This window comes from Simiaoa sunii, assembly GCF_014337175.1.
Lineage (GTDB): Bacteria > Bacillota > Clostridia > Lachnospirales > Lachnospiraceae > Acetatifactor > Acetatifactor intestinalis.
In genome coordinates, this window is the sequence record NZ_CP060633.1 from 830,021 (window position 1) to 850,064 (window position 20,044).

Annotated in this window: 22 protein-coding genes; 16 read left to right on the top strand and 6 right to left on the bottom strand. The window is 47.7% G+C overall.

What is annotated here, in order from left to right; all coding sequences use genetic code 11:
* The first annotated feature begins 40 nt into the window (after nt 1-40).
* From H9Q77_RS03900 to H9Q77_RS03935, 9 genes are all read left to right on the top strand, one after another.
* Nucleotides 41-1,447 (top strand): bifunctional folylpolyglutamate synthase/dihydrofolate synthase, encoded by a 1,407-nt coding sequence (locus tag H9Q77_RS03900; protein WP_249326590.1) that lies wholly within the window; start codon nt 41-43, stop codon nt 1,445-1,447.
* Nucleotides 1,434-1,583, top strand: a complete 150-nt coding sequence (locus tag H9Q77_RS03905; protein WP_022153819.1) for a hypothetical protein — start codon at nt 1,434-1,436, stop codon at nt 1,581-1,583. The genes H9Q77_RS03900 and H9Q77_RS03905 overlap by 14 nt, the downstream gene beginning before the upstream one ends.
* A gap of 11 nt (nt 1,584-1,594) precedes the next feature.
* Nucleotides 1,595-3,010, top strand: a complete 1,416-nt coding sequence (locus H9Q77_RS03910; protein WP_154496650.1) for a tetratricopeptide repeat protein — start codon at nt 1,595-1,597, stop codon at nt 3,008-3,010.
* A 125-nt stretch (nt 3,011-3,135) separates the two neighbouring features.
* On the top strand, nt 3,136-3,453 hold the full coding sequence (locus H9Q77_RS03915; protein WP_022153817.1) for an STAS domain-containing protein: 318 nt from the start codon (nt 3,136-3,138) through the stop codon (nt 3,451-3,453).
* A gap of 184 nt (nt 3,454-3,637) precedes the next feature.
* Nucleotides 3,638-4,120, top strand: a complete 483-nt coding sequence (locus H9Q77_RS03920) for an ATP-binding protein (RefSeq protein WP_249327130.1) — start codon at nt 3,638-3,640, stop codon at nt 4,118-4,120.
* Nucleotides 4,121-4,123: 3 nt separating this feature from the next.
* Nucleotides 4,124-4,891, top strand: coding sequence for a SigB/SigF/SigG family RNA polymerase sigma factor (locus H9Q77_RS03925; RefSeq protein WP_249326591.1), 768 nt, complete (start codon nt 4,124-4,126; stop codon nt 4,889-4,891).
* 264 nt (nt 4,892-5,155) lie between these two features.
* Nucleotides 5,156-6,298, top strand: a complete 1,143-nt coding sequence (locus tag H9Q77_RS03930; RefSeq protein ID WP_249326592.1) for a glycoside hydrolase family 25 protein — start codon at nt 5,156-5,158, stop codon at nt 6,296-6,298.
* A gap of 288 nt (nt 6,299-6,586) precedes the next feature.
* On the top strand, nt 6,587-6,781 hold the full coding sequence (locus tag H9Q77_RS16930; RefSeq protein ID WP_408641166.1) for a type III toxin-antitoxin system ToxN/AbiQ family toxin: 195 nt from the start codon (nt 6,587-6,589) through the stop codon (nt 6,779-6,781).
* Nucleotides 6,782-6,928: 147 nt separating this feature from the next.
* A complete protein-coding gene (locus tag H9Q77_RS03935; protein ID WP_249326593.1) occupies nt 6,929-7,699 on the top strand; it encodes a hypothetical protein in 771 nt (256 codons plus the stop codon).
* On the opposite strand, the gene H9Q77_RS03940 is transcribed toward H9Q77_RS03935, so the two are convergent.
* From H9Q77_RS03940 to H9Q77_RS03960, 5 genes are all read right to left on the bottom strand, one after another.
* Nucleotides 7,683-9,194: a recombinase family protein gene (locus tag H9Q77_RS03940; protein ID WP_249326594.1), complete on the bottom strand. Its 1,512-nt coding sequence runs from the start codon at nt 9,192-9,194 to the stop codon at nt 7,683-7,685. The genes H9Q77_RS03935 and H9Q77_RS03940 overlap by 17 nt on opposite strands.
* A 94-nt stretch (nt 9,195-9,288) precedes the next feature.
* Nucleotides 9,289-9,480, bottom strand: coding sequence for a hypothetical protein (locus H9Q77_RS03945; RefSeq protein WP_002566025.1), 192 nt, complete (start codon nt 9,478-9,480; stop codon nt 9,289-9,291).
* Between the two features lie 70 nt (nt 9,481-9,550).
* On the bottom strand, nt 9,551-10,492 hold the full coding sequence (mobV, locus tag H9Q77_RS03950) for a MobV family relaxase (protein WP_249326595.1): 942 nt from the start codon (nt 10,490-10,492) through the stop codon (nt 9,551-9,553).
* A 185-nt stretch (nt 10,493-10,677) separates the two neighbouring features.
* Nucleotides 10,678-11,073, bottom strand: a complete 396-nt coding sequence (locus tag H9Q77_RS03955; protein ID WP_249326596.1) for a replication initiator protein A — start codon at nt 11,071-11,073, stop codon at nt 10,678-10,680.
* A 112-nt stretch (nt 11,074-11,185) separates the two neighbouring features.
* Entirely contained in the window at nt 11,186-11,599 is a 414-nt protein-coding gene (locus H9Q77_RS03960; protein ID WP_249326597.1) for a cysteine-rich VLP domain-containing protein, read from the bottom strand.
* Between the two features lie 344 nt (nt 11,600-11,943).
* Between H9Q77_RS03960 and H9Q77_RS03965 the strand changes: the two genes are divergently transcribed.
* From H9Q77_RS03965 to H9Q77_RS03975, 3 genes are read left to right on the top strand one after another with little or no spacing between them, the layout of a single operon-like run.
* A complete protein-coding gene (locus H9Q77_RS03965) occupies nt 11,944-12,807 on the top strand; it encodes a CbrC family protein (RefSeq protein WP_097774597.1) in 864 nt (287 codons plus the stop codon).
* Nucleotides 12,808-12,848: 41 nt separating this feature from the next.
* Nucleotides 12,849-13,649, top strand: a complete 801-nt coding sequence (locus H9Q77_RS03970) for a helix-turn-helix domain-containing protein (protein WP_249326598.1) — start codon at nt 12,849-12,851, stop codon at nt 13,647-13,649.
* A 44-nt stretch (nt 13,650-13,693) separates the two neighbouring features.
* Nucleotides 13,694-14,038 carry a hypothetical protein gene (locus tag H9Q77_RS03975; protein ID WP_249326599.1) on the top strand — a complete coding sequence of 115 codons (345 nt, stop codon included), beginning with the start codon at nt 13,694-13,696 and terminating at the stop codon, nt 14,036-14,038.
* A 655-nt stretch (nt 14,039-14,693) separates the two neighbouring features.
* On the opposite strand, the gene H9Q77_RS03980 is transcribed toward H9Q77_RS03975, so the two are convergent.
* On the bottom strand, nt 14,694-15,215 hold the full coding sequence (locus H9Q77_RS03980; protein WP_249326600.1) for an acyl-CoA thioesterase: 522 nt from the start codon (nt 15,213-15,215) through the stop codon (nt 14,694-14,696).
* A gap of 278 nt (nt 15,216-15,493) precedes the next feature.
* On the opposite strand from H9Q77_RS03980, the gene H9Q77_RS03985 reads away from it, so the two are divergent.
* The 4 genes from H9Q77_RS03985 (at nt 15,494) to H9Q77_RS04000 (ending at nt 20,023) form a co-directional block, all read left to right on the top strand.
* Nucleotides 15,494-15,979, top strand: coding sequence for a stage V sporulation protein AB (locus H9Q77_RS03985; RefSeq protein WP_249326601.1), 486 nt, complete (start codon nt 15,494-15,496; stop codon nt 15,977-15,979).
* A 106-nt stretch (nt 15,980-16,085) separates the two neighbouring features.
* Nucleotides 16,086-16,718 carry a stage V sporulation protein AA gene (locus tag H9Q77_RS03990; protein WP_249326602.1) on the top strand — a complete coding sequence of 211 codons (633 nt, stop codon included), beginning with the start codon at nt 16,086-16,088 and terminating at the stop codon, nt 16,716-16,718.
* A gap of 138 nt (nt 16,719-16,856) precedes the next feature.
* Complete coding sequence (locus H9Q77_RS03995) at nt 16,857-17,900, top strand: C40 family peptidase (protein ID WP_249326603.1); 1,044 nt, start codon at nt 16,857-16,859, stop codon at nt 17,898-17,900.
* Nucleotides 17,901-18,100: 200 nt separating this feature from the next.
* A complete protein-coding gene (locus H9Q77_RS04000) occupies nt 18,101-20,023 on the top strand; it encodes a GGDEF domain-containing protein (RefSeq protein ID WP_249326604.1) in 1,923 nt (640 codons plus the stop codon).
* Nucleotides 20,024-20,044 lie beyond the last annotated feature (21 nt).

Consider the following 20,044-nt stretch of genomic DNA (forward strand, 5'->3'; position numbering starts at 1 on the left):
ACCGTACAGAATAAAAAGAGCGTAAAGCATAAGGAATACGATGAGATTCGGTAATGACATGATAACGTTTGAAGAAGCGGTGGCATATCTGAAGGATATGCCCCGCTTTACTGTTAAAAAAAATCCTGCGGACAGCAGGGACCTTAAATGGTTTTTAAAGAAACTGGGAAATCCGGAGAAGGATCTTCGGATCATTCATGTGGCGGGTACCAATGGAAAAGGCTCTGTCTGTGCCTACATGAGTTCGATCCTGCATGCAGCAGGCTATCGCACGGCCGTATTTACTTCACCTCATCTGGTGGATATGCGGGAGCGTTTTGCCGTCAATGGTAAAATGATATCCGAAGAAGCTTTTTTACAGGTTTACTGTGCAGTAGGGGATGCGCTGCAGGAGGCAAATTCCGTTAACCCGGGAGTCTCGTTGCCGGGAGAAGAAGCTGCCCCGGAATTTGTACTCAACTTTTATGAATACCTTTTCTGCATGGCATTACTCTGTTTTGCAGAAGAAAAACCGGATTATTGCATCATTGAGACAGGACTGGGCGGTAGACTGGATGCCACGAATTACGTGGACAATAAGCTCCTGACCGTCATTACGCGGATCAGTCTGGATCACGTACAGTACCTGGGAGACACCACGGCGAAGATCGCTGCGGAAAAGGCAGGGATCCTGCGCCCGGGTGTTCCGGTGGTGTACCTGGATGGGGATGTGGATGCCAGTGCGGTAATTTGCCGCAAAGCGTCAGAACTTGGTGCTCCACAGATACCGGTGTCGAAAAAGGACTATACTTTCCTCGGATTTCGGAAGAAATACATTGATTTTTCCCTGCGCTCTGAGTATTATAATTATATTAGTCTTACTTTGCATACTATTGCACGTTACCAGATGGAGAATGCGGCATTGGCGGTTCGGGCCGTGGAAGTGCTGTTTCGCAGTACGGATACGGAGGAGAACGGCGGCAGACTCTATGCAGGAGCCGGGTGTCCCGCTGCGGAAGAGATCCGTCAGGGAATCCTTGGCTGCTTCTGGCAGGGACGCATGGAGGAAGTGCTTCCGGAGGTGTATGTGGATGGTGCGCATAATGATGACGGCATCCGGGCTTTTCTGGATACCGTGGAACAGGACGGCTGCACGGAGGGCAGGAGACTGTTATTTGGTGTGGCGGCGGATAAGGATTGCAGGCATATGATACAGAGGGTGATCACGTCGGGATTATTCGACCGGATCGCTTTTACGCATATGCGGACGGCGAGGTCACTTTCGCTGGAAGAACTTAAAGGTTTACTGGCAGCTTATCCGGAAGACCGGTTTACTATGTATACGGAAGCGGATGCGGCGTTTCGGGAACAGCTGGCGGGCAAAGCGCCCGGCGAACGGTTGTACATTGCCGGAAGCCTGTATCTTGTCGGGGAAATAAAGGAGTCTTTGGACCATGATCAATTTTGAAGAAGAACTGAAGAAATTTCATCCCAGCCTGGAAGTGGAAGATGCTGAGGAAGCTATCTACAATCAGGATCTGACCGATGCGGCGGATCTTTTGGTGAAGATGATGAAAGAAGCAGAAGAAAAAGAAGAGAAATAAGGAGGGAAAGCATGTTTTGTTATAACTGCGGCTGCCATCTGTCGGAGCATGATTTCTGTACATCCTGTGGAGCAGATGTATCCCTCTATAAAAAGATCATGTGCATGTCCAACCGTTTTTACAACGACGGATTGGAGAAAGCGGGAGTACGGGATCTTACGGGTGCGATCAACAGCTTACGGCAGAGCCTGAAATTCAACAAAAATAATATCGAAGCCAGAAATCTGTTAGGACTGGTATATTTTGAGACCGGAGAGGTCGTGGCGGCACTGAGCGAATGGGTCATCAGCAAAAATATGCGGCCCGAGAAAAATATTGCGGACGATTATATCAATATGCTGCAGTCCAATGCGACCCGCCTGGATGCCATTAACCAGACGATCAAAAAATATAATCAGGCACTGGTCTATTGCAATCAGGACAGCAAAGACCTGGCCATCATCCAGCTGAAAAAGGTGTTATCCCTGAATCCGAAGTTCATCCGGGCACATCAGCTTCTGGCACTGCTCTATATGGACAGTGAACAGTGGGACCGTGCAGAGAGAGAACTGCATAAGTGCATGGATATTGACCGCAATAATACTTTGACGCTCCGTTATCTGAAGGAAGTGGAGACGCAGCTGACCCCGGATGAGAACAGCAAACAGACCGGCCGGCGTAAAAAGGATGATGCGGTGCGCTACCAGAGTGATAACGAGATCATCATACAACCGTTGAATGTAAAGGAACAGAAGAGCGCGGGAATTTCTTCCCTGATCAATATTGCCATCGGACTGGTCATCGGTCTGGCGGTAATGTATTTCCTGGTGGTTCCGGCGGCAGTGTCCAATGCGAATAATGAGGCACAGAAGACCATTACCGATATCGGCAACCAGTTAGATACCAAGACTTCCCGGATCCAGGAACTGGAGACACAGATGGAAGCACTGCAGACGGAGAATGATACCCTGAACCAGGAGCTTCAGGGATATGTGGGAGCTGATGGAACCTTACAGACTATCGACAGCCTGCTGGCAGCAGCCACCACTTATCTGGAGACACAGGATATTACACAGACCGCGGCGAACCTGGAGACGATTTCCGCTTCTGTGAATGTGGATGACACCTCCGAAGCGTTCCAGAAGCTGTACAAGACATTGCTTGGACTGATCGGCCCGCAGCTGTCGGCGCAGTACTATGAGACAGGTTATAATGCATACCGCAGTGAGGATTATGCAACGGCTATCGAGAATCTGTCCAAGGCGGTGATCTATGATGAGACGAACAAGGATGCCTGGCTGAGCCTGGGGAATTCCTACCGCAAGAGCGATGACGCACAGAATGCGATCACCACCTATGATAAGATCATAGAGCTGTTCCCGGAGACCGAGACGGCCAGAAGTGCGCAGAGATATCGTTCCCAGCTGGCAGAGAATACCGCACAGTAACGGAATTTAAAACATACCATCAGACAATTACACAATACACGAAAGAGAACTTGCTACAAGAGGCAGGTTCTCTTTTTTTATAGCAAAATGAAGAAACGCTGTGCAACAGCAGAATGAGAGGAAATATGGAAGATTTTCAAGACTTTCAGATCATTGATAATTGCCTGATGGTGCGTATGCCGGAGGAAGTGGATCACCACAGAGCCTCCTATATCTGTGAAGGGGCAGACAGGCTTCTGGTCAGGGAAAATGTGGAAAATGTGGTGTTTGATTTTGAAGATACCCGATTTATGGATTCTTCGGGGATCGGAATTATTATGGGACGATATCGCAAGATTTCCTGCTTCGGAGGCCATGTCTATGCGATCCATACGGATCGGCAGATCCAGCGTATTTTCCGGATGTCGGGACTTCATAAAATCGTTGAGATCCTGCCGGGATAAGAGAGGCGGAGCAAAGATATTGTCGAAAATCACAGAATATGAAAGAAATCATGCAAAAAAATATGAAAAACAGTGCAATGATAGGCGCAGAAATGAGGAGAACATGGTGGCAGAGAGGGAAGAAGTGCAACTGACAGAGGAAAGAGAGGATGTACAGTATAATAAACAGAGGAAGCGGAATGAAATGGAGATCGTATTTGATGCGGTTTCCTGCAATGAAAGCTTTGCCAGAGTGGCAGTGGCGGCATTCATCACCCATCTGAATCCGACGCTGGAGGAACTGGCGGATATCAAGACCGCGGTGTCGGAAGCGGTGACCAATGCAATTATCCACGGTTATGAAAATCTCGCAGGGTACAGCAGGCATGGGGAAAGCATTCCGGCGTACAGCATCGTCCATCCGGGAAAAGTGCGGATGCACTGTGTCCTGGATGGAGATATGTTATCCATCGAGATCACAGATCAGGGAAAGGGAATCGAGGATATTAAGAAAGCCATGGAACCTTTATTTACCACGAAACCGGAATTGGACCGCTCCGGCATGGGGTTTGCTTTTATGGAAGCTTTTATGGACGACCTGGAGGTAGAGAGTACGCCCGGTAAGGGAACGCGGGTACATATGTGGAAAAAAATGCGTTGCGGAGACTGGATCGGAAAAGAGGACTGAGGAATGGAAGAAGTATCAGTACTCATCGGAAGATCACAGAGCGGAGATAAAGAAGCAAGAGAAGTACTGATCGAAAAAAATCTCGGACTGGTACACCATATCGTGAAACGATTCCTGGGGAGAGGTTATGACCCGGAGGATCTGTTCCAGATCGGTGTCATCGGTCTGATGAAAGCCATTGATAAATTTGACCTGAAGCTGGAAGTGCGGTTTTCCACGTATGCGGTTCCGATGATCACCGGAGAGATCAAACGGTTTCTGCGGGATGACGGGTTACTGAAAGTGTCCAGAACCATCAAGGAGGACGGTCTGAAGGTCAGGCTGGCAAGACAGCGGTTACAGAGCTGCCTGCACAGAGAACCGACACTGCAGGAATTGTCAAAAGAGGCAGAGCTGAGTCAGGAAGAGATCATCCTGGCTATGGAAGCGGGAGCGGAGGTGGAATCTCTCTATAGCAGTGTGGGGCAGGAGGACGGCAGCGAACTGTGCCTGGCGGACCGGGTGGTGGCCGCGGCCCACGGCTGTGTGGGAGCCAGCATGGGAAGCAGCAGTGCGGTGGAGAATGATGTGGAGAAGGACAGGCTGCTGGACCAGATGCTGTTAACACAACTATTGGGAGAACTTTCGGAGAGAGACCGCGAGCTGATCCGCATGCGTTATTTTCAGAATAAGACCCAGACGGAGATCGCCGGGATCCTGGGGATCAGCCAGGTGCAGGTCAGCCGCCTGGAGAAAAAGATCTTGCGGGAAATGCGGGAAATGGCCGGGTAGAAGAAAGTGCAGATATGGAAAGGTATTATTGCGGATATGAGAAAACATTAAGAAATCATAAACATAAATTTTCCTCTTCCTTTCCGCAAGGATTTCTATTATATTATAACTAAGTGTCAATTGCAGATTGCATCGCCGTAGCTTCCTTTTGGCGAACACTGTTTACGAATGACTGTGCAGAGGTAATGTATTTGGTAAGCTGTCAGTATATTAGAAACATGACAGTAGAAAGAAAGGATAGATAAAAGGAGAGCGGGAGTACTTATGAAAAAACAAAACGAAAACGGACGTATCAGCGAAGATCGTCTGAGCAGAGCAAATAAGCGGAAGAAAAACAACACCATAGCATCCATTCTGGTCATGACTGGATGCCTGTTAGTACTGGTGCTGGTAACATATGTGGCAGGAATCCTGTATTCCTGGATCGACAGCAAGTTCCAGGATAACGCCAATGATCTGGCGGCTGCAGCGGAGGCAGGCAGCCAGACAGAGAGTGCAGCAGAGGCGGTAAAGACTTATACGCAGGAGGAAGTGGACGCGCTGATAGCGGAAGCGAAGCAGCAGGCGGAGGATGAGGAAGAGAACAAGATCCTCTCCGGAATCCGTGACGGACTGACCTCCGGCACGACCATGGTGGAGACCTTACGTCCCTATTATCCGGATGAACTGGTGGTAGTGAGCAACGGAACTTTTAATTTCGTTCCCATTCGTGACGACCTGCAGAAAAATGACTATGCATTGGAGAACCTGAACATTTTGGAGGACGGAGAAGTGCAGTATATGCAGGATGGTCAGGTGGTATCCCACAAGGGAATCGACGTCTCCAAGCATCAGGGCAATATCGACTGGGCGAAAGTCGCTGCGGATGGCGTAGAATTCGCTTTTATCCGTGTGGGACTCAGAGGATACGGTACCGAGGGTAAGCTGGTAGAAGATGAATATTTCGAACAGAATATCAAGGGTGCCCTGCAGGCAGGCATCAAAGTAGGTGTCTACTTCTATTCCCAGGCGATCACGGATGCAGAACTGTTGGAAGAGGCGAATCTGGTATTAGAGAAGGTAAAGCCTTACAATATTGAGCTTCCTATCGTCTACGATGTGGAGAAAGTCAGCGGCGGCAAGGGACGCGCCAACGCCCTGTCTGTGGAAGACAGAACCCGCCTGACCGCATTGTTCTGCCAGACCATTCAGGATGCCGGTTACAAGCCCATGATCTATCACAACATGGAGATGAGCACTCTGATGCTGGATCTGGGACAGCTGGAGCAGTACGATAAGTGGTTCGCTTATTATAATGATGATCTGTACTATCCGTATGCGTATAAGGTTTGGCAGTATACCGAAAAAGGTGCAGTGGATGGCATCAATGAGGAAGTGGATCTGAATATCTGGTTTGGGGACTTCTAATGACAAGAGGGGCTTATAGTAGAAAAGGTTCATACGAAAGATAATGAATTTAGTATGGTTGTCTGTTGACAATATCACAGGCAAATGCTTATAATATAGTTAGATAAAGAATCATATCTTTAATGCTTGGTTTCTGACACCAATAAGTTAGGGCTTAATGCTAGGTATTCTTCGACCGTAACAGAAGGGTTTAATGCAAGGTGTTTCACTACCGAAAAGGTGAAAGTTTAATGCAAAGAGCGAGGACAATATACTTTCGCTCTTTTTTTATACAATAAGGGGGGAAATATGTTGAAATTCTACGATATCGCTGAAGACTATGTAAAATACCTGCAAACAATCGACAGACAAATTCCGAATATTCATTATAATACAAACAATAAATTTGTTTGTGGTATTCTTTTTGAGATTAAAGGGGTCAAGTATTATGCGCCCATATCACACACTGTAAAAAAATTCAGACAAGTAAGAATCATCAATTAATTTACACGTGTTGCAATTTCAAAACACTAGAAGAGGAATACTTGAAATACAAATTAAAATAAAGAATGGGATAGGATATAATTTCTGCCGAAGATAAAATGGATGGAGCGTTGTTTTTGGAAGAGCAATTCGGAGATAAAGAGAAAGATGTCATATGTTGATTATAAAGCACAAAAAGGGACAATACCCCAAAAGTACTATAGAGCTGTGGATGAAGGGGTAGAAGAATTTAAAAAGGAACAAAATGTTTATAAGCCGATATCGGGTGATGAATCCAGAAATAACGGATGCGACGTAGAGGCAAGTTACTTATGCCATGGAATATGGACAAAAGTGATGAAAAACAGTGAGAAACCAATGACCGGAAGTTACTTTAAGTGGAAATCCGGAGAAGTGGAAATGATATTTCACTTTGATATTATGAACAATCCGAGTATAAAAGGTAAAAAATATAGTTGTGGGCTGTTCAAAGAATTGGACGCTGAATTAGGAGAGAATGTAAAGGCGATATATCATACGATCGGTAATATGACTCCCATTCCCTGGTTCCCATTAGCTGGCGGTAGTTATATTGATGGACAAAAGTTACATAAATCGTTAGACGAACGATGGGATTTATACTTACAGGTATTAAAAAGCAATTGGAAAAAATGGAATCCGGATCCTAATGGGTTAAGTTTTGAAAGATATATGATATTAACCTGTCAGCAGGTATATTACGAAGAGATATATGAAGATATATCTAAAGAAGGAGCTAATACAAAAAATATTACCGTGGATACTATCCGGAGGTGGAATGACAGAATTACTCCGGATAGCAAGTTAATTTCTTTTTCTGACCCAAAGTACAGTTTACAAGGGACTACACAGAGTAGGTATCTGACGGGAGGGGTTCCGCCCGTCAGATTTTCCATGTGATATTCAAACTGTCGCTTGTGGCGGCTATGGTGGTAATCATCAAGTCCACCACCCGCCGCTTGTCGTCAAAGGATACATTCTCCCAAGTGTCGAGGTAGCCGGAAATCTGGCTGACCTGTTCCGGGCTAATGGCTTCCACCGTCAGCTCCGCTATCCTCGCCAGAAGTTCCTGCTTGCGTCCGTCCAGTTCCGCTATCTTCACATTCACATAGGAGAGCAGGACATTGTTTGCGCCCGTTAGACTGTCCACCAGTTTTTCAATCTCGCCGTCCACATGGGCAAGTTCCACTTGCAGGGCGGCAATTTTCGGGTTTGCCTTTGCCGCTTTCTTTCTGCCTGTCAGCGTCTTGTGCTTTTCCAGCTTTTTCACCATCTGCTGATAAACAACCGTTTCCAGTTCCGAAGTAATGATTTTCCCGCACCCGGCACAGCTTTTATTGTCCAGCCGTTTTGTGCAGCGGAGATATTGCTTCCCCACAGGATTGTTAATGCTCATAAGGGCATACCCGCAGTTCCCGCACTTGATTTTTCCCGCCAGCCATGTGTGGGTGGCTTTTCGGGCAGACTGGATTTTCATGTTGTTCATCAGCTTCTTACGACAGGTCAGCCAGATGTCGGAGGGGACAATGCCCTCATGGGGAGCCAGTACCAACATTTGGTCTTTCAAGTCGTTCTTTTTGCTGGGCTTCACATCCCGCCCTTGATACAGATAGCAGCCGTTCATGCCCGTAAAATCGGCAGCGTCATTGACAATGACCGTCCATTGACTTTTGAAAAATTCGTACACATCAAGGTCTGCCTGCACATAGACAGGATTGCGTAACATCTGCGCCAGCGTGGGGCGTATCAGCTCTTTGCCATGGAACAAAATGCCCTGTTCGGCAAAGTACCGGGTAATGTCCCCGTAGGAGGTAGTGGGCTGGGCGTACATCTCAAACATCAGCCGGATATTTGCCGCTTCGTCTGGATTTACCACCAGCTTTTTTGTGTTGATACCGTCCATCTTAATCGGCTCTGTATGAAAGCCGTAAGGGGCTTTCCCACCCATCTTGAAGCCTCGCTGGCTGCGGGAATAGTAAGCGTCCGTTACCCGCTTCTGTATGGTTTCCCGTTCAAGCTGGGCGAACACGATACAGATATTCAGCATAGCCCGCCCCATCGGAGTAGAGGTATCAAACTTCTCCGTAGAGGACACAAACTCCACATTGTACTGCTGGAACAGCTCCATCATGTTGGCAAAGTCCAGAATGGAACGGCTGATACGGTCGAGCTTGTAAACCACGACCTTTGCAATCAAGCCCTGTTTGATGTCCCGCACCAGTTCTTGAAACTTCGGACGGTCTGTGTTCTTGCCGCTGTACCCTTTGTCTGTGTATTCCTTGCAGTTACCGCCTTTCAACTCATATTTGCAAAATTCAATCTGGCTTTCAATGGAAATGCTGTCCTTTTTGTCCACCGATTGTCTTGCATAGATTGCGTCTATTCGATTGTTCATATTGTCGCTCCTTTTCTTAAAAAAGAAACGGAGCTGCTGACACATTTATTATACCGTCAGCAGCCCCGCAAATCAACGATGGCTTCGGAAAACCTTATGCCCCGGCTTCCTCACTCTGCCGTTTGTCGGCATACTTGCGGAATACCTCATAAAGCTGCTGTTCCAGCTCCCGGCGTTTTGCCGCTTCCTGCTCCGGCGTGAACACCGGGGAGAGATTTTCCAGCGTGATTTCCTTTCCCTGAAAAGTCACGACTTCGGTTTCTTTCTTGTATCTGATATGCTCCATAGTACCTCCGTATTTAATTTTCAAAGTGCAGTGCCGTCATACCGCGGCGTGAAATGTTTTCTGTCATCGATCACCGTTCCCTTGTGTGCCGCTGCTGCCGTTTCAGTTCTGCCAGCACCTCCGGCGGGATACGGTCTACCAGCCGCTGAATGTCTTTCAGCTCGCTTTCCAGCTTTGCCCGTTCCATTGTATCTTTCATCTTGCCTTTTTCGCTGGCTTTGGCTCTGGCTTCCAACTGTTCATTTTCTACCAAAAGGTCGTTTATCGTGACCTTGTATTTTTTGAGCTGACCGGAGAAGTTCTCCATCTGCGGAAACCACTTTTTCAGCAGGGAGAGGGCTTCCTCTTTCTTCTTTCCGGCGTTGAACGGGGTAATACCGTCCAGCGTGGCTTCAATGGCTCTTGCCTGTTTGGAGAGATTGACCGCCTCTTTGAACAGACGGGTGGGGATATGCTTCCTGCCTGTCTTGCTGGCACTTTCTCCACGCTCCAAGTCGGGATATTTCTCCACCATATAGGCGTGAAAATCGTCCTGCCATTTTGTGAGGTTGGCTCTGTTCCCAATAATCTCCTTTGCGCACAGGCGGTTGTCCTCTGTCAGCGGGACAAAGACCAAATGCAGGTGGGGCGTTTTCTCGTCCATGTGTACCACCGTCGACACGATGTTTTCTTTCCCTACCCGCCCGATTAAGAAATCAGCCGCCCTCTGGAAAAATTCCTGTATCTCCTTTGGGGACTTCTTCTTAAAAAATTCCGGGCTGGCGGTTATGAGCGTATCTACAAAACGGGTGCTGTCCCTGCGGGTACGGCAGCCTGCCTGTTCAATACGGTTCTGTATAAAGTGGTAGTACCTGCCCGACCGCTTGACGATATGGAAATTGTACTTGCTCCGGCTGGCGTCAATGTCGGGATTGCTGGCGTACTGTTCCTTTTGCCGTTCGTGATGGGCTTCCAGCGGTCTTGCCGGATTGCCCTTGTGTTTTTCAAATCGCAAAATTGCGTGTTGTGCCATGAAACTCCTTTCCCCATTCCGTTCCTTTCCGGGACTTTTCCACAGGAAAATCCCGCAGAAAATATCTCGGATAGGATAGGAATGGATAAGATATAAATAAAATCGTTTTAATCTCTGTATTTCTATATACCGTCCGGTTTTCGTACTTCAAGAGGATTGATTATCGTACTTGTGGAGTGCGGTTTTCAGTTCTCCGGCGTTCCATAACCGGATTTCTTGAAGTCGGTGTTTGGAACCGCTTCGTAGAATTTTGGGTAAATGCGGTTGGGTTTTCCACAGCCCTGCTTCTGGATCTCCACCAATCCGGCATATTGCAGTTCCCGCAGGGTGTTCACCGCCTTTTGCCGCCCACAGTGAAGCAGGGCAACAACCTCGCAGATTGGGTAATACAGGAAAATCCGCCCGTACTCGTCCGCCCAGCCGTTCTTCCGGGATAACTCCGTCCGGCGCAGGATAAAGGCATACAATATCTTTGCTTCGTTGGACAGGGGTGTGAATGTGGGGGCTTCAAAAAGGAAATTCGGAAGCCGGGTAAAGCTGACTGCCTTTTCCGCCTGATGGATATAAATGGTGTTTGTCATATCGTGTTTTGTGGACGGTTAGAAGCCCGTTTTCGGGGGTAGACGGTAGTTTCCTATTGCCTGCCCCTGTTCTGTGCTTGCAAAGCCTTGTAAATCAAGGACTTTTCAACCCCTAACTGTCCACACAAGACCTCCTTTTCCGTTCACTTTCTGTTTTCTGCCGCCTGTGAACTCTGGCGGCACAGTCGGGACAGTATTTCGCCCGGTTGGACTTTGGGACGAACACTCTGCCGCAGACCGCACAGCGTTTTAGCTCCTTATCCCGGAAAATCTCCGCTTCCAGCGTCCCGATTTGCGGCAAGACCGACCAGCGGAACCACTTACAGCAGACCGAGAAAGAAATGGTCTGGGGGCAAGTGTGGGTGTCCCCATCGTCAAGGAGCATACAGTTCCCGTCCTCATAACAGCAGCACTCCCGGCGGATCAGGGCGTTTGCCTGTTTCCTCTGTGCCGGTGTCATGCGGTAAAAGGAACCGTCCTGCCTGCGCTCTATGGGCGGCAGTCGTTTATATGGGTTCTCTCTCATGTGTTCCCTCCATTTTGCTTTCCGTTGCCGTTCTCCCCGAAAAGGCTTCCTGCCCCATTCCTGCGGCGTGTTCCGGCGTTGGCACGCTCCCCGGACTTCGGGACATTTTGTCCCGAAGTGGCTCGTTGCGGTGCTTCCCCTGCCGGGGTATCCCTTTCGGACGGTCATTCTGTTTTCAAGGTGCAGCTCATCGATGAACTACCTCAAGTGTATACTTTTTTGACCGCCTGTGCCGTATGTCCATAAGGTCGGAAATTAGCCCGGAAAACTCTCTATTTCCACGCTCTCGGAATTGTGGTAAAATAAAGATAGTAGAGCGATAAATAGGAGATTGGAGAGCTTTTATGAATGAATATTTGAAAAGATACATTGAATTGAAAAAGCAGTTTGTTGCAACCAATAACAGTCCAGACAGCGTCCGTTCTCTTTATGCTTTTAAGGAAGAATTGGAATATATGGAGGAGGAGCAGGCAAAGGAAGTATTGGTGGATGTATATGACCTACTGGACTTTAAGAAGGATGCCTACGACCTGCTCTGTCAAATCGGAAATCGCTCCGATAAAAAAACACTCAAGCGGTTGGGTACGCTGAAAGACTATGCGGAAAATTGGGGAAACCATTATGCTATCCCGAAACCCAAAACGCCAAAAGAAAAGCAGAGCGAGAAAGAACAGCGGCTCCAACTGGGTCTGCCTACCTTTCGGTATCACCCAGACCCTTTGGATACTGGGGCTTTTGATGAGTCCAAAGAGGGTGTTGTCTGCGACTGTTGCGGTAAGACCACCCATATCTTTTATACCAATCCGTTCTTCTCCATTGAGGATATTGCGTATCTGTGTCCAGAGTGTATCGCTAGTGGTGCAGCAGCCCGGAAGTATAACGGTAGCTTTCAAGATGATTTGTCTTTGGATGATGGTGTAGATAATCCAGAGAAGTTGGACGAACTTATTCACCGCACTCCTGGTTACTCCGGTTGGCAGCAGGAATACTGGCGTGCCCACTGTGGTGACTATTGCGCCTTTTTAGGCTATGTAGGCGCCAGAGAATTGCGGGCATTGGGTGTGCTGGAAGAAGTGCTGGATGACTCTATGTGGGATGAGGAAGAGAAAGAAATGATACGGGAATCCGTCAATGGAGGTCATTTACAATGTTATCTGTTCCAATGCTTACACTGTGGAAAGCACTTGCTTTGGATGGATTTTGATTAAGGGGCAATACCCAAATTATTAAGCAGACAAGGAGGGAGAGCATGGAACTATCCATACAAGAACGATTGAAAGACCTGCGTGTGGAGCGTGGCTTGACGCTGGAGCAGCTTGCGGAGGAAACAAATCTCTCCAAGTCTGCGCTGGGCAGCTATGAAGCAAAGGATTTTAAGGACATCAGTCACTATGCTATTATCAAGCTGGCGAAGTTTTACGGTGTGACCGCCGATTATCTACTGGGGCTGTCCCAAACAAGAAATCACCCAAACGCTGATCTTGCAGACCTGCGTTTGAGTGATGATATGATTGAACTCTTGAAAAGTGGGTTGATAGATAATTCCCTCTTGTGTGAGCTGGCGGCGCACCCTGATTTTCCCCGGCTCATGGCTGACCTTGAAATCTATGTGAACGGAACGGCAGTCAAGCAGGTACAGAGCGCAAATGCCATTGTGGATATTATGAGCGCAGCCATTATGAAGCAGCACAATCCCGGCTTGACTGACCCGCAGCTAAGACAGCTTATCGCCGCTCATATTGATGATGACAGTTTTTGCCGCTATGTGATACAGCAGGACATAAACAAGATAGCTCTTGACCTGCGGGAAGCACATAAGGACGATTTTTTCAGCGTCCCGGAGGACAACCCGCTGGAAGATTTTTTGCAGACCGCCGAGGAAACCGCCAGTCCAGACAGCGACCCGGAGCAAGCAGCTTTGGTGTTTATCTGTAAGCGGCTCAAATTGAATTTGAAGAAGCTGTCCGAAGAAGAAAAGAAGTGGCTGAAAAAGATTGCACAGAAGTCGGACTTGCTGAAAAATCCAAACCCACAGCGGGGGAGAAAGTAAGAGAGCGACAAATCGGAATTTAGGCTTGGAGAGGAATCCTTCAAATGAAAGAAAAAATAAATGGATTTTTAATAGAAAATGCTATTTCTATTTTTGCTGTAGGAGATACAGTTAAAAATATATTTCAGTTACATTATGGAGTAACAAAATGCAGTTCAAATGATTTATTCAAGCAACTAATAGAATATGGAAGTGTAGCCACATTGAATGAGTTTTGTGAAGGTCAATTAATGCCTCAAATTTTTTCGCAAGGAAAAACAAAAGCAATATTATGCAAACCAACTAAAAATAAGATAGTAATATTATTCTTGGAATCTGAATTAAATGCTAAAGAAAATTATACGAAAGCAATAGACCTTGATTTGAAAGTTAAAACACTATTTGAATGATTTAAAACTATAAATTTATCGAGGAGATAGCAAAGCCAGCCGAGCCAGTCAACGGTCAAGATGAACGGCACATAAATGCGCCGCCGTTGACAGTCCCGCCCGTCTTTGCTGATGGGCAATCAAGGCGGGAAAGCCCTAAAATGGCTTCCCGCCCATTTCAATTTTGGGAGGAAAATCCGTCTGCTTTTTCGTGAGTGTGTCCACAAGTTTGGGACATTTTGTCCCGAAGTCCGGCGTGGGACGAGGGACGGGGGCTTTCATATACGCCCTGTCTGCTGCTGAAACTAGTCCTGCGCTTGCGGCTCCACGCCACGCAATCACAGCCCTGTTTTCCTGCTACTTCAAATGTGCTTGCCCTTCCGGGCGGCAACCCCATTTTCGCAGCAACGCCGACAGAGCGTATAACACACTACACTTTGCAAGCAAAGTCGTGTGCCAAAGGGTGCCCCTTTGGAAACCCCTGACAACAAAACAGGCTGAATATCCCGCACTTTCCCGGTGCTTGATATTCAGCCTTTATTTGTTGTCAGCAGCCCCCGTTTCGTGGTCTGCGTGTAGTTCCTTGTAAACTGACCTAAGGGAAGATATAAATAAAATAATTAGTATTATTAAAATGAGATGCAGTATAATCCGCATTATGCTGGAATAAAAGAGGTTAGAATCCTTCCTTCTTACGAACTAATCTTAACTCTCTTCTCTTAATGGCATTATCCCACTCCATGCGTTCCCCCTCGTTCTCTAAGATGAGACCGGGAACCGGGGTGGGCTTTCCATCGTCGCCCATGGCTACCATGACGAAGTAAGCCCGGTTGATAGGGTGTCTGGTGCCGTCCTGCTCTTCGCGGTAGGTATCCACGCGTACTTCCATAGAGGTATGTCCCACGTGGGTGACCTTACCGATCAGTACGATAATATCATTCAAATAAGCACCGGATTTAAAATACAGGTTATCGATGGCTACGGTAGTGGCATCTCTGCCGCAATGTCTTCTGGCGGTGGCACCGGCTACTTCGTCGATCCACTCTAACAGTCGTCCGCCGAACAAGCGTCCGAAGCCGTTGATATCCGGGTGAATGACAACGTGCAGCTGATGGGTCTCGGAATCGGAGACTTTTTTCGCGGGAAGCGCTTCTGTCTTTATTTCTATATTATTTTCCTTATTATCTGTTGTATTCATGTTCTATAACCCTCACAATAATTATTTTTTCAGCTAAATAATGATGATGCATTAAGCATTTCATATTGTTTCAATGATCCAATGACGCTGGCAGGTTACGGATCGTTGCAGAAATCAGCGTAAATAAAAACATATAAACGTAGTATAGCACACTCCTGAAGAAAATGCCATCCGCATAGGATTTTTGCTTTTGGGATATTCTATTTTGTGCAGAAGGAGATTCTTTGAAGAAAGGTCGCTAACTGCCGGAAGCGAAACTTTACGAAAGGGGAACGGGAATGCTGATCAGACAATTATTGCTTATAGCAGCAGGAGCCAGTTACGGTCTGCTGTCGGCGGCGGGAGTGTTCACGGTGTTGGTGGCGGTGGGACTGATCCCAAGATTCGCAGGGAAAACGCACACGGCCCGTTATGTATTGTTGTATGAAGAAATGGTGATCTTCGGTACACTGGCAGGGTGCTTCGTCACTATTTTTCCGGAATACAGTCAGTGGGGAAGCTATCTTAGAGAGCAATTTCCGGAACATGTCTGGTTGTGGGCGGCAGCAGGCATCGGGGCACAGACGATATTCGGCGTCTTTGCCGGAATGTTTATCGGCTGTCTGGCACTGGCAATTGCCGAGATGCTGGACAGTATCCCTATTTTTGCAAGAAGAATTTCGTTCCGGCATGGACTGGGGTGGGCGATTCTCGGGATGGCGGCGGGAAAATTGTGCGGTTCACTGTATTATTTTGCAACAGAACTGCACCGGACGGTGCAGTAATATAGAACAAATGCGGCGGGACACAGGATGGGACGCTGCGAGGGGCAAGGACTGAAATGCCTGTGTGACGGGAACAATGGTTTTGCATAAAGGCAGGATGAGTAAAATGAAGCAGATGACAGTTTATTTAAAATGTGACAGAAGCGCGGAGGTTCAGGTACAGGATGTATTTCTAAAGGATGTGGCTGAGATCCGCTGCCGGGACAAAGTATTGTCGGCAAAATTAAATGCCATCAAGGTCTGCCATTTTCCAAAAGAAGGGGGAAAGCGCTGCGTGATCAGCTGCCTGAAGCTGGTGCGTCTCATGGAGGAACTCTGTCCGGAAATCGATGTGCAGGTGGTAGGAGAGACAGATGTACTGGTGGAATGGATCAGCGTGGATCCGTACAAAGGCTGGCAGCAGTGGAGCAAGGCTGCGTTCGTGTGCCTGATCAGCTTCTTCGGGACGGCATTTACCATTATGGCGTACCATAATGATGTGGGGATCAACGAAGTGTTTACCGAAGTGTACCGGATGTGCATGGGTGCGGAACCCGGAGGAATTAATACGCTGGAAGTGGCATATTCTGTGGGACTGGCGGCAGGTATCATTGTGTTCTTCAATCATATCGGAGGCAGGCGGTTGACGAAGGATCCGACACCCGTGGAAGTGTCTATTAAAAATTATGAGACCGATGTGGAGAAGACGTTGATCGAGCAGGCGGGAAGAGAAGGCAGGGAGATCGAGGGGGATAGTTAGGGAAGCTATAAGAGCTAAAGGAAGATATAGGAAATGTCCGGAATGGGTTGACATAGTAAGAGGTGGAGGCTATAATCAATATCGTGATGTAATAAATTTGTAACAAATTCGTAAAAGGAATTTAACTGAAAGGTTTTTATGATAAAAAATAAGAAAAACAGACAGATAAGAATAATTGCAATGGGAATGGCACTTTGTGTACTGGCATCTCCGATGCCGGCATTGGCGGCAGAAAGCAGTGTTCTGATGGCTTCCGGCGGCATCGCATCCGTCCTGGAGACGGAACGTTCCCTGGAAGAATACCTTCAGATCGCCCAGGATGCACAGGGGGCTTCCTGGGGATATACCAATATCGGTGTAGCCAATGTAGAGTCCGGTAATCTGAATATCAGAGCAGTGCCTTCTACAGACGGTAAGCTGGTGGGTAAGCTGCCCAAGGATGCTGCATGTGAAGTCATCGAGACGAAGGACGGCTGGTGCCATATCAAGTCCGGTGAAGTGGAAGGCTATGTAAGCCGGGAGTTCTTACACACCGGACCGGAGGCTACGATCCGTGCGGCACAGCTGGTACATACGGTGGCAATTGCCAATACGGACGGACTGAATGTACGTCAGGAACCCAACACCTCCAGCGAGATCGTGACGCAGGTAGGACAGGGCGAGGAAATGGAATATGTGGAGACCGGTGCCGACGGTTGGGTGAAGATCTCCATCGATGGTGAGGATGCTTATGTGTCCCAGGAATTTGTCACAGTGGAGGAGAAGCTGGATACTGCCATTACCATGACGGAGCTGCTCTACGGTCAGGGCGTATCCGATGTGCGCGTAGACCTGGTGGAATATGCGAAACAGTTCGTGGGTAACCCTTATGTATGGGGAGGGACCAGCCTGACCAAGGGAGCTGACTGCTCCGGTTTTGTGTTGTCAGTGTTCAAAAAATACGGTATTGCCCTGAGTCATTCTTCCAGAGCGCAGGCAAACGAAGGTACGAAGATCAGCGCTTCGGAGTTAAAGCCGGGAGATCTGATCTTCTACGGTAACGGCAAAGGTAACATCAACCATGTAGCAATTTATATCGGCGGAGGACAGGTCATCCATGCCAGCAGTCCGAAGACCGGTATCAAGATCAGTAGTTATAAATACCGTACTCCCGTGAAATGTGTCCGCGTGATTCAGGATTGATAGGATTCAGGATTGATATAGGATAGAATTTAAAGTGTAAAGGCATTGTGCGTCTGGTGGCGGGCAATGCCTTTTTGGCATTTGGAAGGATGCTTTTATAATTGCGTTTCCATGGGAACTGTGATACTATTTTTATATGTCTAAGAAGGTGCCGGAATGGGTACAGCAGCAAATATAATGAAACGAATTGGGTGATGGACATGCGCAAAGTAGCTTTGATCACGGACGGTTGGAGACGTCTGTTCACATATGCCTGGCCGGCGGGAATCCTGCAGAGGATCCGGGAGACCGGGGAGGATGTCAACCTGTACATTTTCAATAGTACGGGTAACTGGAGCCGGGATGCCGGATACAATAGAGCAGAGTACAATATTTATAATCTGCCGGACCTGTCCGATTTTGACGGGATTATTCTGGAATTAAATAATATCAGTTCTCCTGCGGTGCTTGCGGATGTGATCAGCAATGCAAAGCGATCGGGACGACCTGTGGTATCCATTGCCAATGAACTGGGAGATTTTTATTATGTGGGGATCGATAATTATTCGGCCATGAAGCAGGTCATCGCACATCTTCATGAGGTGCATGACTGTAAAAAGTTCTGGCTGTTAGTGGGAGCACAGGGTAATTACGAGAGCAGCTGCCGCCTGCAGGGAATGCTGGATTATGCCAGAGAACATAAGATTAAGATTCATAAGGATGATATCTGGTACGGTTCCTTTGATTATAAGAGCGGACTGGAAGGGTATAAACATCTATGGGACCGGCACAAGGAGCTCCCGGATGCTGTGATCTGTATTAATGATAATGTGGCGGTTGCTGTATGCGAAGCAGCAGCACAGATGGGATTTCATGCACCGGACGATTTCCGTATCACCGGATTTGATAATTTTGACAAGGCTGGCTTCTACACACCCAGCATTACAACTGTGGGACATATCCGGGAAGAAGCTGCTTACCAGGGGATGGATATACTCCTGCGGCTCTGGGCAGGAGAGAATGTACCCAAATACAACTTCACCGAAACGGAAATGCTGTGGCAGGAGAGCTGTGGCTGTGGAAAGGGCAGCAGCCGGGATGCGAGAGCGCATCTGAAGGATCAGATCATGTACGGTGTGGAGAGCGAAGAATTCGATGAGGAAGTACTCTCCATGGAAGCGGAAATGATGCAGTGCAATACGGTGGAGGAGATGATGTATTGTATCCCTCAATGCATTCCTTCCCTGAAATGCGATGCTATGTATCTTGTACTGGATGATCATCTGAACGCTTATAAAAAAGAGGCGGAAAAAAGTATTCACCTGGATGCGGCACCTTCGGACGAAGGTTTTTATGTACACGGTTATCCGAGGAAGATGCAGATGACCTTTGCCTATGAGAGAGACCAGAGACTGGATCTGGACAGACAGGAAGTGGACGGAATCTTCCCCACATTTGACTATCCGAAGCCGGGAAAGGATTTTCTGTTCCTGCCGCTGCATTTCGGAGAGCGCACGGTGGGGTATGTGGTCATCCGTAATGCGGTCTATCTTATGGAGAAGCAGTACTTGTTCCAGATCATGAACGCATTGACCCGTTCCATGGAGAATCTTCATAAAAAAGAAATGCTCGCATATATGAATAAAAAATTATCCTCGCTGTATATCATGGATACCCTGACCGGTATGTATAATCGGATGGGATACCAACAGTTGGGAGAGAAAGCGTTCCGGATCTCGAGACGGAATGGTCGCAGACTGTTGATCCTGTTTGTCGATCTGGACAGGCTGAAATATATCAATGATACGTTCGGCCATGAATATGGCGATATGGCCATCTGTGCGGCGGCCAGGGCATTGATGCAGTGCAGCAGCCGTGATGCGGTGCCTGCCAGGACCGGCGGCGATGAATTCGTCGTGGTACAGACGTATCAGTCCGATGAAGCCTCGAGAGATCTGGTTTGTCGGATCCGCAGAACACTGGAGGCGGAAGGAAAAGCACAGAAGCTACCATTCCCGCTGACCATGAGTATCGGAACGGTAGTGACAGATCCGGACAGCAATCTGACCTTTGCAGATTATGTAAAACAGGCTGACAGCCTGATGTATGAAGAAAAAGTACAGAAACGTGCTGCCAGAAAATAAAAAGTGTATTTACAACAGAAG

Coding starts and splice junctions, on each gene's coding strand:
- H9Q77_RS03900 (WP_249326590.1), top strand. CDS start 41: ATGAGATTCGGTAATGACATGATAACGTTTGAAGAAGCGGTGGCATAT.
- H9Q77_RS03905 (WP_022153819.1), top strand. CDS start 1,434: ATGATCAATTTTGAAGAAGAACTGAAGAAATTTCATCCCAGCCTGGAA.
- H9Q77_RS03910 (WP_154496650.1), top strand. CDS start 1,595: ATGTTTTGTTATAACTGCGGCTGCCATCTGTCGGAGCATGATTTCTGT.
- H9Q77_RS03915 (WP_022153817.1), top strand. CDS start 3,136: ATGGAAGATTTTCAAGACTTTCAGATCATTGATAATTGCCTGATGGTG.
- H9Q77_RS03920 (WP_249327130.1), top strand. CDS start 3,638: ATGGAGATCGTATTTGATGCGGTTTCCTGCAATGAAAGCTTTGCCAGA.
- H9Q77_RS03925 (WP_249326591.1), top strand. CDS start 4,124: ATGGAAGAAGTATCAGTACTCATCGGAAGATCACAGAGCGGAGATAAA.
- H9Q77_RS03930 (WP_249326592.1), top strand. CDS start 5,156: ATGAAAAAACAAAACGAAAACGGACGTATCAGCGAAGATCGTCTGAGC.
- H9Q77_RS16930 (WP_408641166.1), top strand. CDS start 6,587: ATGTTGAAATTCTACGATATCGCTGAAGACTATGTAAAATACCTGCAA.
- H9Q77_RS03935 (WP_249326593.1), top strand. CDS start 6,929: ATGTCATATGTTGATTATAAAGCACAAAAAGGGACAATACCCCAAAAG.
- H9Q77_RS03940 (WP_249326594.1), bottom strand. CDS start 9,194: ATGAACAATCGAATAGACGCAATCTATGCAAGACAATCGGTGGACAAA.
- H9Q77_RS03945 (WP_002566025.1), bottom strand. CDS start 9,480: ATGGAGCATATCAGATACAAGAAAGAAACCGAAGTCGTGACTTTTCAG.
- mobV (WP_249326595.1), bottom strand. CDS start 10,492: ATGGCACAACACGCAATTTTGCGATTTGAAAAACACAAGGGCAATCCG.
- H9Q77_RS03955 (WP_249326596.1), bottom strand. CDS start 11,073: ATGACAAACACCATTTATATCCATCAGGCGGAAAAGGCAGTCAGCTTT.
- H9Q77_RS03960 (WP_249326597.1), bottom strand. CDS start 11,599: ATGAGAGAGAACCCATATAAACGACTGCCGCCCATAGAGCGCAGGCAG.
- H9Q77_RS03965 (WP_097774597.1), top strand. CDS start 11,944: ATGAATGAATATTTGAAAAGATACATTGAATTGAAAAAGCAGTTTGTT.
- H9Q77_RS03970 (WP_249326598.1), top strand. CDS start 12,849: ATGGAACTATCCATACAAGAACGATTGAAAGACCTGCGTGTGGAGCGT.
- H9Q77_RS03975 (WP_249326599.1), top strand. CDS start 13,694: ATGAAAGAAAAAATAAATGGATTTTTAATAGAAAATGCTATTTCTATT.
- H9Q77_RS03980 (WP_249326600.1), bottom strand. CDS start 15,215: ATGAATACAACAGATAATAAGGAAAATAATATAGAAATAAAGACAGAA.
- H9Q77_RS03985 (WP_249326601.1), top strand. CDS start 15,494: ATGCTGATCAGACAATTATTGCTTATAGCAGCAGGAGCCAGTTACGGT.
- H9Q77_RS03990 (WP_249326602.1), top strand. CDS start 16,086: ATGAAGCAGATGACAGTTTATTTAAAATGTGACAGAAGCGCGGAGGTT.
- H9Q77_RS03995 (WP_249326603.1), top strand. CDS start 16,857: ATGATAAAAAATAAGAAAAACAGACAGATAAGAATAATTGCAATGGGA.
- H9Q77_RS04000 (WP_249326604.1), top strand. CDS start 18,101: ATGCGCAAAGTAGCTTTGATCACGGACGGTTGGAGACGTCTGTTCACA.